General features: G+C 70.9%; 14 protein-coding genes. 6 read left to right on the forward strand and 8 right to left on the reverse strand.

The annotated features are described in order from the left end of the window. Positions 1-74 precede the first annotated feature (74 nt). Positions 75-332 carry a DUF3040 domain-containing protein gene (locus V6U90_RS01040; protein WP_334430592.1) on the forward strand — a complete coding sequence of 86 codons (258 nt, stop codon included), beginning with the start codon at positions 75-77 and terminating at the stop codon, positions 330-332. Positions 333-393: 61 nt separating this feature from the next. Here V6U90_RS01040 and V6U90_RS01045 read toward each other — a convergent pair whose 3' ends face one another. After that, complete coding sequence (locus V6U90_RS01045) at positions 394-1,329, reverse strand: SWIM zinc finger family protein (RefSeq protein WP_334430593.1); 936 nt, start codon at positions 1,327-1,329, stop codon at positions 394-396. Then, positions 1,326-4,553, reverse strand: a complete 3,228-nt coding sequence (locus tag V6U90_RS01050; RefSeq protein ID WP_334430595.1) for a DEAD/DEAH box helicase — start codon at positions 4,551-4,553, stop codon at positions 1,326-1,328. Before V6U90_RS01050 ends, V6U90_RS01045 begins: the two co-directional genes overlap by 4 nt. 163 nt (positions 4,554-4,716) lie before the next feature. Here V6U90_RS01050 and V6U90_RS01055 point away from each other — a divergent pair, with 163 nt between their 5' ends. Further along, on the forward strand, positions 4,717-4,923 hold the full coding sequence (locus tag V6U90_RS01055; RefSeq protein ID WP_334430597.1) for a hypothetical protein: 207 nt from the start codon (positions 4,717-4,719) through the stop codon (positions 4,921-4,923). 77 nt (positions 4,924-5,000) lie between these two features. On the opposite strand, the gene V6U90_RS01060 is transcribed toward V6U90_RS01055, so the two are convergent. After that, positions 5,001-6,152, reverse strand: a complete 1,152-nt coding sequence (locus V6U90_RS01060) for a polysaccharide pyruvyl transferase family protein (RefSeq protein WP_334430599.1) — start codon at positions 6,150-6,152, stop codon at positions 5,001-5,003. Between the two features lie 88 nt (positions 6,153-6,240). Here V6U90_RS01060 and V6U90_RS01065 point away from each other — a divergent pair, with 88 nt between their 5' ends. After that, positions 6,241-6,765 (forward strand): hypothetical protein, encoded by a 525-nt coding sequence (locus tag V6U90_RS01065; protein WP_334430601.1) that lies wholly within the window; start codon positions 6,241-6,243, stop codon positions 6,763-6,765. 103 nt (positions 6,766-6,868) lie between these two features. Here V6U90_RS01065 and V6U90_RS01070 read toward each other — a convergent pair whose 3' ends face one another. From V6U90_RS01070 to V6U90_RS01080, 3 genes are all read right to left on the reverse strand, one after another. Further along, positions 6,869-7,384, reverse strand: a complete 516-nt coding sequence (locus V6U90_RS01070; RefSeq protein WP_334430602.1) for a 2'-5' RNA ligase family protein — start codon at positions 7,382-7,384, stop codon at positions 6,869-6,871. Between the two features lie 85 nt (positions 7,385-7,469). Then, positions 7,470-8,069, reverse strand: coding sequence for an ATP-binding protein (locus tag V6U90_RS01075; RefSeq protein ID WP_334430603.1), 600 nt, complete (start codon positions 8,067-8,069; stop codon positions 7,470-7,472). A 71-nt stretch (positions 8,070-8,140) separates the two neighbouring features. Beyond that, positions 8,141-9,241: a calcium:proton antiporter gene (locus V6U90_RS01080; protein WP_334430604.1), complete on the reverse strand. Its 1,101-nt coding sequence runs from the start codon at positions 9,239-9,241 to the stop codon at positions 8,141-8,143. A gap of 1,703 nt (positions 9,242-10,944) precedes the next feature. On the opposite strand from V6U90_RS01080, the gene V6U90_RS01085 reads away from it, so the two are divergent. Next, the gene (locus V6U90_RS01085) at positions 10,945-11,511 is read left to right on the forward strand and encodes an HD domain-containing protein (RefSeq protein WP_334430605.1); all 567 of its coding nucleotides are present in this window, start codon (positions 10,945-10,947) and stop codon (positions 11,509-11,511) included. On the opposite strand, the gene V6U90_RS01090 is transcribed toward V6U90_RS01085, so the two are convergent. Together V6U90_RS01090 and V6U90_RS01095 are read right to left on the reverse strand one after the other, a co-directional pair. Then, the gene (locus tag V6U90_RS01090) at positions 11,499-11,969 is read right to left on the reverse strand and encodes an NUDIX domain-containing protein (protein WP_334430606.1); all 471 of its coding nucleotides are present in this window, start codon (positions 11,967-11,969) and stop codon (positions 11,499-11,501) included. The two genes, V6U90_RS01085 and V6U90_RS01090, sit on opposite strands and share 13 nt — an antisense overlap. 4 nt (positions 11,970-11,973) lie before the next feature. Beyond that, positions 11,974-12,729: an XRE family transcriptional regulator gene (locus V6U90_RS01095; protein ID WP_334430608.1), complete on the reverse strand. Its 756-nt coding sequence runs from the start codon at positions 12,727-12,729 to the stop codon at positions 11,974-11,976. 172 nt (positions 12,730-12,901) lie between these two features. Here V6U90_RS01095 and V6U90_RS01100 point away from each other — a divergent pair, with 172 nt between their 5' ends. Continuing rightward, entirely contained in the window at positions 12,902-13,222 is a 321-nt protein-coding gene (locus tag V6U90_RS01100; protein WP_334430610.1) for a hypothetical protein, read from the forward strand. Positions 13,223-13,520: 298 nt separating this feature from the next. Next, the gene (locus V6U90_RS01105) at positions 13,521-14,393 is read left to right on the forward strand and encodes a hypothetical protein (RefSeq protein WP_334430863.1); all 873 of its coding nucleotides are present in this window, start codon (positions 13,521-13,523) and stop codon (positions 14,391-14,393) included. The last annotated feature ends 13 nt before the right edge of the window (positions 14,394-14,406 follow it).

The following is a 14,406-nucleotide window of genomic DNA, read 5'->3' on the forward strand; positions in this document are numbered from 1 at the left end:
GCCCGGCAGCGCGTGATTCACCGCCGCAGCGGGTATGCCGCCGAACCGCTGAACCGCGAGGGGGAGGCAGCGCCATGCTGAGCAAAGAGGATCAGCGCAGGTTCGAACAGATCACCCGCCAGTTGCGGGAGAGCGATCCGCAGTTCTTCGCCCGCCTCGATCGGCGGGCCCGGGCCCGCCGGGGCAGGCTTCTCATCCTGTTGACCATCGTGTTGTGGGCCGCGTTGCCTGCGACGACGGTGCTGGCCGGTCGGGTGGCCGGCGTCGGCTGTGGCCTGTTGCTGCTGGTGAACGCCGGGCTGATGTGGCGGTTCCGGCGCCGCTGGTGCTGAGACCGGCCGGCGACCGCACCACCGGCGGGTCACGGCCGGCCCGGACCGGCGTGGCCACACGTCACGGCCCGTCGGGGGCTTCCCCGTCGGCACCGAATTCCCGGTACGCCCGGCGCAGCTGCTGCGCCAGGCCCGGCCCACCGATGGCACTACCCGGCGGGCCGAGCTGGCGCAGCAGCAGCTCCGGTTCCGTGGCCAGAGTCGGCGGCCGACGGTCCGGCAGCGGTACCGGCGACAGCCAGTACCGGTCCACCGTCCCGGCGAGGGCCAGCTCGGACAGTCCGGTCAGCGCCGCCGCCGCGCCGACGGCCGGTGCCCGCTCCGGCCCGGACTCCCGGGCGACCGTGGTGCCGGGCCGGTCCGGTGGGACCGTCCGGGTGGGACCGGTACGCCCGGCGGGCGGGCCGGCCCGTCGGGCCCGCAGCCCGTGCAGCAGCTCGTCCCGACCCCGCCCGCGCCAGTGCAGCAACTGGAACGGGTCGGCGTCGAACGCCTCCGCGAGCAGGTAGAAGGTGGCGGCCAGGTGCTTGCAGGGCACCGCGAAGTCGGGACAGTCGCACCGCTGGTCCAGCTCGCCGACCCCGCCGGGGAACAGCGGCGCACCGAGGCCGGCGAAGACCTGCTCCAACTCGGCCGGCAGGTCACCGGCGAGCAACCGGGCACTGAACAACGCCTGGGCGGCCAGGGTGGCCTCGACCTGGTCCCAGAGCCGTCCGGGGAACGCGGCGAGTCCGATCCGGACCCGGTAGGGCCGGGCCCGGGAACCCTGCACGGTGGCGGTCACCGCGCCGGGGGCCACGGTCAGGTCGAGTACCTGACCGGCGCGGGCGTACGCGCGGCCCCGGGTGAGCCGGGTACCGAGGGCGAAGGACTCCAGCACGTCGAGGAAGCGCCGCGCCCACCAGGACTCGCCGATCGCGCCCCGGGTGCTGCGGGCCCGTAGGCCCCCGTCGACCCGTCTGGGCCGGCCGTACTCGGCGAACCGTCCGGTGCTCATCCGACCACCGTTCCGGGGCGCAGGCTCAGCACCTCGCGCAACTCACTGGTGGAGAGTTCGGTCAGCCACTGCTCACCGGTACCGACCACCTTGGCGGCCAGGCCGCGCTTCGTGCCGATCAGCTCGGCGATCCGCTCCTCGACGGTGCCGGCACAGACGAACTTGCGTACCTGCACCCGTCGCCGCTGGCCGATCCGGAACGCCCGGTCGGTGGCCTGGTCCTCGACCGCCGGGTTCCACCACCGGTCCACGTGCACCACATGGTTGGCGGCGGTCAGGGTGAGTCCGGTACCGCCGGCCTTCAACGAGAGGACGAACAGGGGCGGCCCACCGTCGGTCTGGAACCGGGCCACCAGTGCGTCCCGTTCGGCCTTGCCCACCCCGCCGTGCAGGTACAGCACCTCCCGGCCGGTACGCGCCGACAGGTGGCCGCGCAGCATCTGCCCGAACTCGGCGTACTGGGTGAACAGCAGCGCCTTCTCCCCGGCGGCGAGCACCTCGTCGAGGATCTCCTCCAGTCGGATCAGCTTGCCGGAGCGACCGGGCAGGGCCGAGCCGTCGCGGAGCAGTTGGGCGGGGTGGTTGCAGACCTGCTTGAGCTTGGTCATGGTGGCGAGCACCAGCCCCCGCCGCTCGATGCCGTCACTGGACTCGATCCGGGCCAGCATGTCGTCGACGACCGCCTGGTAGAGCGCGGCCTGTTCGGTGGTGAGGTTGCAGAGCACCTCCATCTCCAGTTTCTCCGGCAGGTCGGTGATGATCGAGTCGTCGGTCTTCAGCCGGCGGAGCACGAACGGGCCGGTGAGGCGACGGAGCCGCTCGGCGGCCTCGTCGTCACCGTGCCGTTCGATGGGCTCGGCGTACCGCTTCCGGAAACCCGTCGCGCCGCCGAGCAGCCCCGGGTTGGTGAACTCCATGATGGACCACAGGTCGGCGAGCCGGTTCTCCACCGGGGTCCCGGTCACCGCGACCCGGTGCCGGGCGGGGATTGCGCGCACCGCCTCGGCCTGCCGGGTCGCCGCGTTCCTGATCGCCTGCGCCTCGTCGATCACGATTCGGTGCCAGCCGATCCCGGCCAGCTCGACGGCGTCCCGGGCCGCCACCGCGTAGGTCGTCAGCACCAGATCCACGGCGCGGGCCGCCTCGGCGAACCGGTCGCCGCGCGCCCGCTCCGTGCCGTGGTGCACGTGCACCCGCAGGTTCGGGGTGAACCGGGCGGCCTCCCGCTGCCAGTTGCCGACCAGCGACACCGGGCAGACCAGCAGGGTGGGGCCGGTGTCCGGCGGATCGGCGGCGAACAGGGCGAGCAGTTGGACGGTCTTGCCCAGCCCCATGTCGTCGGCGAGTACGCCGCCGAGACCGAGGGAGGCCAGGAAGGCCAGCCAGGCGTACCCCCGGCGCTGGTAGGGCCGGAGCGTGCCGGTGAACCCGGGCGGTTCGTCGAGCGCGGTGAGCCGCTGCTCCGCCCGGCCGGCGAGCAGGTCGCCGAGGGCACCGTCGGCGGTCACCTCCAGCACCGGCGGCGCCTGTGGGTCGTCCTGAACGGACCGGGCCAGTTGCAGCAGTTCCGCGACGGTCGACCGGCCCCCGGAGCGGAGCAGCCGCAGACCGGCGCGCAGCCGCCGGGGATCCAGTTCCACCCACTGGCCCCGCAGCCGGACCAGCGGGGTTTTCAGCTCCGCGAGGGCGGCCAACTCCTCCGCGGTCAGCGGGTGGTCGCCGAGCGCCAACTCCCACCGGTAGTCGACCAGCGTCGCCTCACCGAGCCGGCTGGCCGCCGCCACCGTGCCCGGCGCGGTCCGGCTGCGGGCCTGCAACCGCGCGCCCAGCCGGGCGGCGGGCCGCCCCCACCAGCCCGGTAGCAGGACGCCGAAACCGGCCGCGTGCAGCAGTGGTGCCCCCTCGCGCAGGAACCGGTGGGCGCCCTCGGTGTCCAGTTCCAGCGCCTCCGGCGTGGCGGTACGCAGTGCCGTGTCGAGTTCCGGCCAGAGCCGGCTGGCCCGGCCGAGTTCGGTCAGCAGGGTCTCCTGCGGCGCGGCGAGCCGCCCGGCCAGTCCGGACGGCAGTTCCGCCTCCCCCCAGATGTCGCCGGCGGCGGCCATCAGGCCCGGCTCGTCGGCAGCCTGGAGCCCGAAGGTCACCTGCCAGGAGTCCGCACCGGCCGACGTCCCGCCGGTTCCCTGGTCGAACAGGTCCGGTTCGCCGGACGGTTCAATGAGCCGGAAACAGCCCCGGACCGCGCTCCCGGCGGCGTCCCGCTGCCAGTCGGCCAGTTCGGCGGCGAGGGTGGCCAGCCCGGCGGCCGGTGCGGTGAAGGTGCGCTGCCGGCCGGTGAGTGCTCCCAGCCAGCCGGTGACCGCAGCACCGGCCCGGGTGACGCCGGCCCGGGTGGCACCCGCCCGGCGCTCCGGCTCGGTGAGGCGTACCCCGTCGAGGGCGGTCCGGACGGCGGCGTCGGTGAGCTGGTCCAGGAGGCCGGCGAGCAGCGCCCCGGCCGGTAGTTCCGGTGCGGCGGCGCGGACCGCCGGGGGCAGGGCCATCGCGAGTGCCCGGGTCCACTCGGCGTCGGCACCGGTGAGCAGTGGCCGCCACACCGCCCGGGCCTGCGCCCGTCCGGCATCCGACCGCCCGCCACCGACGGATCCGGTGCCGGATGCCCGGCTGCCCGGCTGCCCGGTGTCCGACAGCTCGACGCCGGGCAGCACCCGGCCCCGGTACACCAGGTCGACGGCCAGGCCGGCGGTCGCGGCCAGATGCCGCAGGCCGGCGCCGGCCGGAAGCGCGGAACCGGACACACCACACAGCAACGCCAGCGCATCGTCGACGTCGTACTCCAGGGTGGCGACCCGCCAGGCGGCGAGGGTGACCGGACCGCGCTGCGGGTCAGGGTCGGCGGTGCGCACCAGTTCCGGGGAGTCCACCGGCGCGCCGCCCCGGGTGGGCAGGGTGAGAGCGAGCGAGCCGGACACCGCCTTACCCGCGACGTCCCGGGCGTCACCGGCACCGCCGGTCGGCCCGACAGTCCCTGCCGGGCCGGTCAACTGCTCGGCGGGACCGTCCGTGAGCGCAGCGAGCAGCTCGGCATGACCGGCGGCGAACGGGTGGGGACGGTCCCGGGGCGGCCGGCCGGGGCGGCGCGGCGGTCGGGCCGGTAACCCCGGGTCCTCGGCCCAGAGCGCAAGGCGGGCACCACCCGGAAGCCACACCCCATGAAAGATCAGCACACCCGCTCCCCTGGACGACGTCGCTGCCCAGGATAGGACGTAAGGAAGGGCCCCCTCTTAGCGCATTCGGTAGAGGAAGGGCCCCTTGTTAACAGGTCACGGCGGTACGCATGGAGCCACGTGATCCGCTGCGAGCCGGCCCGCCACGGGGCAGGATGGCAGCATGGGATCCACCGTAGAGATCAGCCTGGTGGGCGGAAGCGCTGACGGCGAGATCGTCACCGTCGAACTGGACAGCAACGACCGGCCCCCGCTCACCCACCACCACCTCGGCCCGACAGGTCTCGCCGGGGCGGAGATCTACGAGTTGGAGTCGGTGGCCGGGCAGGGTTCATCCTGGATCTACCGGTGGCGCGGATCGGCGGTCTGACCGCCCGCGACGCGGCAGCGTGCCGGGCCGACGCCACGAGCCAGGCCCGTGCAAGGGTCAGTTGCCGCCGTCTGCGGTCAGACCAGCACGCCGACCGAGGTACGCATCCGCAGACCGTGCAGCAGCGGCCGCATCACCCCCGCCGTGCCCTGGGCCTGCTCACAGACCTTCCGCACCCGCGGTAGAACCAGCTCCGCGCGCCCGTCCCGCTCGTCCCACAGCCGGTCGACCTCCGCGAGCAACGGACCCTCCACCTCCCGGGCCACCCCCTTGAGCGCGGGTACGCCGAGCCGCTGGGCGAGGTCGAAGACCTTTCCGGCGTACGGCAACGGCAGGAACGGGATGGCGGAGAGCGCCGCGAAGATCAGGAAGTGCAGCCGCATGCCCACCGCGATGTCGAAGTGCGGCATCAGCCCGTACACCTGCTGGGGCGAGTAGTCGCCGTGCAGGATCCGACCCCGCTCGGCGGCGGTCATGTGCGACAGCACCCCGTGTGAGTGCCGGATGTCGTCACGTTCCATCGGTACGAACAGCACGTACGCGTCGAGCCGGTGCACCAGGAAGTCACCGACCTGGGCGAGCAACCGGTGGTACCCGTCGACGTCCAGTCGCTCGGCGGCCCGCCCTGGCTCGCGTACGCTCATCCCGACCAGGCGGCGGCCGGCCGGTACCCCCTCCTCACGGAGCAGGGCCGCGTCGAACGGCACCGGTTCCAGCAGGAAGGCCGGATCGCCGGTGACCGTGATCGGGGCACGGACCCCGGCCTCTTCGAGCACCTGCCGGGACTCCTCGTCCCGGACCGTCACCTGGGCCGCCTCGGCCAGGGTCTCCCGGACCATCGCGCAGTCGAGCGCCTCGTTGAGCGGGCCGACGCCGACCGCCCAGGTCACCACTGGCAGCCCCCGCTCCTGGGCCGCCAGCACCACCCGCAGGTAGCGCCGGGCCTCCCGGTCGTAGAGGATCCCACCGCCGCCGAGGATCAGCAGGTCCAACCGGTCGAGTACGGTCCCGGAGTCGGCCCGGCTGACGCCCTCCCAGGGCACCGCCTCCACGGACGGATGGGTCCGGCGGGTATGTTCCGGGTACCGGGAGAACACCACGATCCGGGCATCCGGCCGGATCTGCCGGAGATCGGCCAGCAGACCGGTCAGGATCGCCTCGTCACCCAGGTTTCGCCCGCCGTACGAGCCGAGCACCCCGATCCTCGGGCCGCCGCCGCCATCCGTCATCGTCGCTCCTCCCCAGGTGCGCCCGACCGTGGCTACCCGCTCTCCGGCGGCCCATGCCTGCCGGTGTCGACCATCGGAAGGAGGGATCGTGAAGCCTGACCTGCCCGTCTGGCTGCTCGACGTGGACGGGGTGGTCAACGCGGCCCGCCCGGGTTGGGACGGGCCGCCCCGTAGCGGTGTGGCCTGGTCGGATACTGACCGCTACGAGTACCGCTTGCGGTGGGCGCCCGCCCTGGTCGAGCGGATCCGGGCCCTGCACCGCAGTGGCCTGCTGGAGGTCCGCTGGTGCAGCACCTGGTGTCCAGACGCGACGGCGTTGGAACGGCTGTGGCAGTTGCCGCCGCTGGACCGGGCGCTCACCGCCAGCCCGGTGCCGCCCGGCGCCCACTCATGGCCGTTGAAACTGGCGGCGGCACATCAGGTGCTGGCCACCGGTCGGCGACTGGTCTGGACCGATGACGACGCGATTCCGACCGCCGAGCCTGTCCTGGACGCGGCGGTCAACGCCGGCCGCGCCCTGTTGATCCGGCCGTCTCCGCGGCGGGGTCTGCAACCGGAGGACCTGGCCGCAGTCGAGACGTTCGCGCGCGGTGGGCCGGTGGCTCAGCCCTGACGAACACCGGTCGTCGATTCGTTCCCGATCTCCGGGCAACGGCCGGCATGGTCCGCCGTACCTACCATCGGCACCGCCGGCAGCAGCGGGCCCGGCGGCCCGGTCAGGGCAGCGGGTTGGCGATCCCCCGGGCGTGGTCGGTGATGGCGGCACCGACCACGGTCGCCTCGATCGGTAGGAACTCCAGACACCGGCGTACCGCCGTGGCCATCAGCGGGTTCGGTACCCGCATGGACAGCGTGCAGTGCGGTACCCAGTGGCCGGGCTGGTAGTGCGCGACGAGGTCGACCCCGGCGCGGGCCAGCCGGGCGTGCACCTCGGCGTGGTGGGCCAGCAGCTCGGCGGTCGGGGTGGGGCCGAGCCAGAGCACCCGACCGACGAACTGGCCGGCGTGCTGGAACGACAGTCGCAGCGGCGCGGCCACCACCAGCCCGGTGAGCGCGTCGGCGACCTGCTCCGGATCGAACCGGGGCGCGACGGCCAGCGACACGTGCGGCCGGTGCCGCTGGTCCAGCAACGAGCGCATGCTCTGCACCCCCTCGGACTCCAGCGCGTCCCAGAGCACCCGGATCCGTCGGGTGGCGACGGTGTCGAGATACAGCTCCAGTGCCGCTACCACATGATCATCTTAACCGGTGGTCACGCACCGTCCCGGGCGCCGCGAGCGCCGTGAGTCGCGTCTCGAACGGGTCGGCCTGCACGCCTCAGTCCCCCTCGTCCACCCGGACCGTCCCGTCGGGCCGGAACCCCGCTGCCCGGCGATCATCCACCATCAACCGGTCCGCCGGCGCCGGGCGATCATCCGTCGCCGGGCAATCATCCGTCGCCGGTTGACCCTCCGCCGCCGGGCGATCATCCGTTGGCATCGGCTCGACGGTGAACCCGCCCCGGCCGTCGATCCGGACCTCGTACAACCGGTCGAACCCGTCCACGTGCCGGGGACGGCGCAGCCGCCCGAGGGTGGCGAAGATGCCGACCTCGGGTACCCGGGCCCGCCCCTGGCGCGCCGCGTTGCGGGCGAGGGCCGCCGGCACGTCGGGCGGGAACCAGTACCCGACGGTCGCCGCACCGTGCTGCCGGGCGGCCCCGATCAGCGGTTGCCACTCCTCCGGGGACGGGTTGGTGTTGTCCACCGCGACCGACCGTCCCCCGGCCAGGGCCTCCTCGACCAGGCGCATCTGCCGACGCTGCCGGTGCCGGGCCTTCGGGAAGGCGTCCTTGCTGACCACCACGTGGGTGGCGGCCAGGTTCCGGCGGCAGAAGGTCGACTTGCCCGACCCCTGCAACCCGATCAGGACCGCCACCTCCGGGCGGTCACCGGGGCAGGTCACGGGCTGACGGCCAGGAGTCGTCACGGACTGGTGGCCGGGACGCGTCACGGACTGGCGGCGAGGAAGAGGAAGGCGGCGAGCAGGGACAGGTGCACGCCACCCTGGAGCAGGGTCGCCCGGCCGGGTACGACGGTGAGGACCCCGGTGACCACGGTGAGCGCCAGCAGCACCATCTGGGTACCGCCCAGGCCCAGCAGCAGCGGCCCGTCGAGCCACACCGACGCGAGCGCGATGGCCGGAATGGTCAGTCCGATGCTCGCCATCGCGGAGCCCAACGCGAGGTTCAGACTGATCTGCACCCGGTCGCGCCGGGCGGCCCGGGCGGCGGCAAGAGTCTCGGGCAGCAGCACCAGCAGCGCGATGACCACCCCCACGACGCTCTGCGGCAGGTTCGCCGCAGCAACCGCGGACTCAATGGCCGGGGAGACCGACTTGGCGTGCCCGACGACAGCGATCAGGGCGATGACCAGCAGGACCAGGCTCGCCACGGCGGCCCGCCCGGACGGCGGGTCGGCGTGCTGCGCCGTGTCGAGCACCCGACCTTCGCTGTTGACCGGGAGGAAGTAGTCCCGGTGCCGCCCGGTCTGCACCATGACGAAGAGACCGTAGAGCCCGAGGGAGGCCACGGCGGCGAAGGCGAGTTGGGCCGGGGAGAACTCCGGACCGGGCCGGCTGGTGGTGAACGTCGGCACCACCAGGCTGAGCGTGGCGAGGGTGGTCACCGTGGCCAGGGCACCGCCGGTGCCCTCCGGGTTGAACGTCGCCACCCGCCGACGCAGGGCACCGAGCAGCAGGGACAGGCCGAGAATCCCGTTACAGGTGATCATGACGGCGGCGAAGACGGTGTCCCGGGCGAGCGCCTGGGTCTTGTCCCCGCCGCTGATCATGAGGGTCACGATCAGCGCCACCTCGATCACCGTGACCGCCACCGCGAGCACCAGTGAGCCGAACGGCTCCCCCACCCGGTGGGCCACCACCTCGGCGTGGTGCACCGCCGCCAGCACCGCGCCGGCCAGGAACACGGCCACCAGCAGCACCAGGATCGCGGGTAACTCACGCCCCCAGGTCAGGACCAGGACCAGAACCGCGAGCAGGGGTACGACGACGGTCCAGTCGGTAAGGCGGGAGCGAATGGTGGCGACCATGCGATCAACATTGCCAGATCCACCGGCCGGGTACCGGACAACCGACGATCATGATCGATGGAATGGGGCGGCCTGACTGGCCCCGGCCGGCACGATGTCGGTCGGGAACACGGCGGCGACCCTGCCCATCGCCGAACAGTTCGCCGGACTGCTCCGGACAAGGAACTGAGACGACACAGGGCGCCGGTGCTCCGGCGCCCTGTGTGGTGGTGCTGGTGGTACGTGGTGGGCGCGGCAGGTTTCGAACCTGCGACCCCTCGCTTGTAAGTTCTGAGCGCTCCGTCCGGGCGCGTCCGCGTACGTCTCTGACGTCGGGCGCTGATCCGTAGCCTTCCGTACCCGACCCTCCGCGTCTGGCCCGGTTGCTGTCACTGTTGCTGTCGACAGCAACCGGGCTTACGGCGTGCGCCCTAGGCAATCAGCCTGGGATTCGCGCCGATCTACACGAGTAGCCGCGCTCCCGACGGCGGTGCACCAAGAGCGGCGGGAAACGGTAGTCAAATGCCAGTGCTGACCACCCCTTCAGGCCCGGATCAGCACGTCGGCTTCCTGGTTCGCCTACTACGGCTGGCCCGCTCGGGCCTGATGGCTGAAGACCGAGCGGACCAGCCCTTTGCCTAGCTCTTGAACGCCTGAAGGAACGTGGCAGCGGCGGTCAGTAGGCCACCTGCCGTACCGACCAGCAGGGAGACCTCCTGGACGGTAAGCCGAATTTTCCGTCGGCCTGGCCCGCCAGCTTTCCGCTTGTCAGATCTCCGATGCATCATGTAGAGGTACCTCCTCTAGCGAGTGGGGTTAGGTGAGCGGCACCCATGGCTTGGACCCCGGGGGTGCCGCTTGCTGTTTCAAGATCCGATCCTTACCAGCCGCTTTTTCTGTTTTCCCTGTTCAGTGACTCCTTCAGCCGCAACCCGGATTGACAAAGTAGTAGAATCACGATAGGATGGGGTTGGGAACCGCGACAAGCCTATACTCCAACGCGCGCATTCTCAAGTTGGCGGGGCTATCGTCCGCCCGTTCGGTCCCTTGTGTCCCCACCAGCAGCCCAAACGCCTCGGACTCAACACCTCCCGCAGCGGCGACCGGCGGATCTGCCATCCCGTTCGCCGTCGGCCCGCCCTCCGGGGAGCGGGCCGCAGTCCGGCCCGCCACGTCAAGACGGCCTTGACGGCTCGTACGGACGCTGGCGGGTCGGGCGGTGGTCTGCTCGGCTCGCCCGGGTCGACGGCGGGCGGGATGGCTCCCCATCTCAACCACCCACGGACCGCGAGCCGCCGACGGTGCCCCGGCCATCCTGGAGCCGGAGCGCCCCCGCCGGAGGCGCGGTAACCGCAACCCCGCGACCACCGCCAGCTTGCCGACGCGGCCGGCGTGCGCTTCCCTGCGCCGCACGGGCTCGTGGCCGCGCGGCCCGGCCGGCTGCCGGCCCACCGTCACCCGGTCAACGCTGCTGTCGTGCTGCGGCGGCCCACCGGGCTCCCCGCTCTCCGCGCCAGCCGCCGGGCGTGTTGCGTGGCCGGAGTCGGAGCGCCAGCGGAGCGACGGGCGCGCGCCCTGGCGGCGGCGCGTGCGGCCCGTCAAGGGCCGCCTTGAAGACGTACAGAAAGTTTGAACCACATCGCCGGCAGCCGGCCGGCCAGCCGATCCGGTCGCCCACCTGACACGGGATGGTGCGGACCGTGTGCGCTCCGTACAGTGACGATATGGCCGCCCTCGTCGATATCGCGCGGGAGATCGCGCGACAGAAGCTAGAGACCTTGTTGCCTCGTCGGTGGAGTCACGTCCAGGCGGTCGCGGCCAAAGCGCGGAACGTCAGCGAGGCTGTCTCTGCCGAGGATCGGGATGTTCTCGTGGCGTCCGCGTGGCTGCATGACATCGGCTACAGTCCGGGCCTCGTCGACACGGGCTTCCACTCCCTTGATGGCGGTCGGTGGCTGAGGCGAGAGCAGTTCGACGAGCGGATTGCCGCCCTAGTGGCGCATCACTCCTGCGCCTGGTTGGAAGCGGAGGAGCGCGGGATCGGTGACGTCCTGGCGGCAGAGTTCCCCCGGGAAGAGTCGGCGGTCGCTGACGCGCTCTGCTTCTCGGACATGACAACAGGGCCGGACGGTCAAGACTTCGCAGTGCTGGAACGCCTGGCCGAGATTCGGTCACGGTACGGGCCGGATCACCTGGTGACCCGGTTCATCATCCGGGCAGAGCCGGAGATGGTCGCGGCTGTGCAACGGACTGAGGGCCGTCTCCCTGGGCGAGTACGTCAACCGATGTAGGGATCGCTGCGCTCTTCGTAGCCGTGGTTGATGCGGAGCAGGGTCGACGGATGGACGTCGACGTTCCCCAGTTCGTCGCGGGCCACCCACCGGACGGCAGTCGACTCGTCGCTCGGCGTCGGCTCGCCGCTGACCGGTACGGCACGGAAGCAGAGAGAGAACTGCTGGCGCACCTCGCCGTCGGAGTACTCGACGACATGGTTGGGGTCGGAGTAGACGCCGACCATTCCGACCACCTCCACGTCGATGCCGGTTTCCTCCCGCGTCTCTCTGACTGCCGTCTGCGCGACGGACTCCCCGATCTCCTGCCCACCGCCCGGTAGTGACCACAGTCCGTTGTCGGTGCGCTGGATGAGCAACACCCGTCCCTGCGCGTCCCGCACGAAGACGGAAACGGCTACGACGATGCTGTTGGCCTGCGGTGCGTCCGGGTCGTGGTAGTGCTCGATCCTCGCCATGGGTCTAGGCTGCCACCTCGTCACCGCAGAGCAGGTGCGAGGCTGCCCGGACGCGGTCGAGAGTGCCGGTGTAGGTGTCAAAGAGGTCGCCGCCGGACAGCTTCCGCAGATGCATCACGGGTGCGTGTGGCGCGGGGAGCCCGAGAACGTGCATGTTGACAAGCATCTCGTCGTCGAAGCGGTAGATCGAGTTGTACAGCGTCGTCTCGTGGTAGCGGACCTCGACGCGGGATCCCTGAAGGCGGTCGTAGTACTGCTTGACCTGCCGGATCTTGGCCGCCATTACACCTGGCATACCTTCTTCGATGCTGCGGCGCTCGATCGCTGGATTGTCGGGATCACCGAGGAAAACGGTCACGTTGACCCCGGCATCGGCCTTTGCGCGAAGCGTGTCGATCAGCTTCGGATCCTGCTCGACAAGGAAAAGCCCTGCGTAAGCGAGAATGTCGATGTTGCGTTCGGAACGGCTGATAAGCCTACGCCATAGGTCGTACGGCACGGATGACCGGCGGGAGTAGAGCTGCACCACTTCGCTCTGTCCGATCCGTGATGCCGTCTCCGGAGTAACCGCGTTCGGCCACAGGTACGACTCACTTTCACCGACCAGAACACCGATGGCGTGCCGGTGACGCTGGTACGGTGTCCGGTCCTGCGTGATCCACCGTTCCACGGTCTTGGGGTCGACCCCGATCTTCTCGGCAAGCACTGCCGGTGTCATGCCATTGCGGAGCATGGCGTCACGCAGCCGATGGTTCGGCATCCAAACCTCCTCGGGGACGACTAGGACGCATCCAAGATAGCTAAGACGTCCCTAGATGTCCACCCTGCCAGTCGGCTTGTCCCTCGATTTCGGGCAGTCTTATCGGCACAGGCCACGAGCGAGAGTCCACAGGGGACAAGCTCTAGAAAGGCCAAGACACAGGAGGTTTGTTGTGAAGCTGTACGTGGACACCCAGGGCAAGCAGGTGACGGTGTCGAGGGACCCGGAGCCGAAGAACGACCAGAACGGCAATCAGCGGTCGGAGAAGGGAACCGGCCGGCTCATGTGGTCCACCCAGGTCTTCGTTCTCGACGAGACCGGCGGTGAGGTCCTCACCATCACCACGGCGGGTGAGAAGCCGAGCGTGACGGTGGGACAGATCATCGCTGTCGAGCAGTTGGAGGCCATCCCGTGGGCGACCAACGGGCGTAACGGCGTGGCGTTTCGTGCGATCTCGCTGAAGCCGAAGGCTGGTACGTCGGCGGCTAAGTAGTTCCTCGTCCATCGAGCTGTGTCTGCCACCGGTGTCCGTGGCAACCGCGAAGCGGCCTGATGGTCCGCTGATCTGATCCACCGTTATGCGGTCCGGGAATGGCTCCGACTCCTACATTCCCGGGCTGGTCGTCACCTGTGGTGATGACATCCCCGCATGAGTGGCGCGGGGTCGGTCCGACTCCTACATCTGCCGACCCCGTGCCCTCCAACCCATCCAACCCAACTCGTACTTGGGAGGACGTGTCGTGTCCAAGTCTACCCGTACCCGCCCGTTCGGGCGGAAGTCGAACGCGACGGTGACGGTCATCGAGGCCAAGGTTCACCGTTCCTCTGCCCGTAACGCCCGGTTGGCGTTCATCGTGGCCGCCATCGTGGTCGGCCTGTTGTCGGCGGTGGTTGCCGCCTCGTATGTGCACCCGATCGTTGCCCTGTTCTTCGGGTTCGCCGTCGGTGTCCCGACCGGCGCTGTGGTGTGGGCCCTGGTGCGGGTCTGGCCGGTCATCCGGGTCCTGTGGTGGTGGCTGCCGGAAATCCTGCTCGCTGTCGGCCTGCTGGCCGGCTGGGTGCAACTGGCTGCCCACACCTCGTCGGTGGTCACCCTCGTGGTGGTCGCTGTCGTCGTCGGCGTCCCCGCCGGCGTCCCGGTGCTGCGCCGCCTGGTCGTGGCGTGGGCCTGGTGCCTGATCGTGCGTCACCGGCTGCGGGTGTGCTTCGCGCAGTTCATCGTCGCCAACCAGTCCGGTTCCCTGCCGCTGATCCTGTGGGCCCGTCCTACCCCCGTGGGTGAGCGGGTCTGGATCTACCTGCGTCCGGGCCTGTCTCTGGCGAACCTGGAAGGCCGCCTCGACAAGATCGCGGTCGCCTGCCACGCCTCCACCGCCCTGGTGGAGCGTGCCTCGGAGGGCAATGCCGCGTTCCTGCGGTTCGACATCAAGCGGCGGGAAGTCCTGACCGCCACGGTCGGCTCACCCCTGGTCGACGTGATCGACCCGAACAGCCCGACCAGCATCCGGCCGGCGTCGTCGGTGCCGACCGCTCTGGACCTGCCGGATGTGCAGGCTCCCACGATCACTGTGCCGGTGCAGAAGCCGGCCACCACCGTCAACGGCGTCAAACCCGCCGCCGCTGGCACGTCGTCGCCTGGTGACGACGTCTCCGACTGGATCTGACCCCTCTCTCTGT

The sequence above is a fragment of the Micromonospora sp. CPCC 206060 genome, from assembly GCF_036906895.1.
Classification (GTDB): domain Bacteria; phylum Actinomycetota; class Actinomycetes; order Mycobacteriales; family Micromonosporaceae; genus Micromonospora.